This is a genomic window from Massilia mucilaginosa (genome assembly GCF_011682145.1).
Lineage (GTDB): Bacteria > Pseudomonadota > Gammaproteobacteria > Burkholderiales > Burkholderiaceae_D > Telluria_A > Telluria_A mucilaginosa.
On record NZ_WHJH01000172.1, the window covers coordinates 1 to 808 of the forward strand.

Sequence of the window (808 nt, forward strand, 5' to 3'; positions counted from 1 at the left end):
CGGACACAGCGCCACGTACCTGAATCAATTACGTCATTGCGCACACTCATCATGTCTGCAATCGTGAAACGACTTCAACGATGCCCCTGCTGCAATGTGGCTCGATATAACTTATGACACAGTAAGACTAGGCGTACGTAGATAATTCCCATTTATTGGCACAAATTTGGCACACTGATGCCTTCTATCAACTTGAAGCGCAGCGCCCATGCCTACGATCCGAAAAAAAGGCCCCAAGCAGTTCCACGTACAGATCCGGAAACGCGGCTATCCGGCCCAGACGAAGACTTTTGCGTCAGAAGTTGCCGCTAAAGAGTGGGCGACGGTCATCGAGTCAGAAATGGTGCGAGGCGTGTTCGTGTCACGGAACGAGGCCGAGGCAACCCTCATCAAGGACGTGCTGGATCGCTTCGAAACCGAAGTGCTACCAACGAAGCGCAGAGAGCAATCCGACAAATCCCGCATCAAGACATTGACCGACGCCTTCGGTGATTACCGCATGGCGAGCCTCACTTCGTCGCAGGTGGCCCAGTTCCGCGACCGCCGCTTGAAGGTCGTAGGACCTCAATCGGTCATTCATGAACTCAATTTGCTGAACCGCGTACTAAAGACCGCGTCGATGGACTGGGGCATTGCCCTGCCAGGCGGGTTACCAACTGCCCAGGTCCGGAAGCCAATCAAACGTAAGCGATCCATCAACCCCAGACTGTTCAGGAAGTCACGCCGCTGGTTAAATCGGGGGTATGCAAATCCTTCATATTCCACGGCAGCAGCGCCGCGACGTCATCCACGGTTTTCGCCGCTGGCA

At 54.6% G+C, this 808-nt stretch carries 1 pseudogene; it reads left to right on the plus strand.

The window, feature by feature from the left end:
- Positions 1–208: 208 nt before the first annotated feature.
- Positions 209–808, plus strand: a pseudogene (locus F2P45_RS34330) (hypothetical protein); the annotation flags it as partial.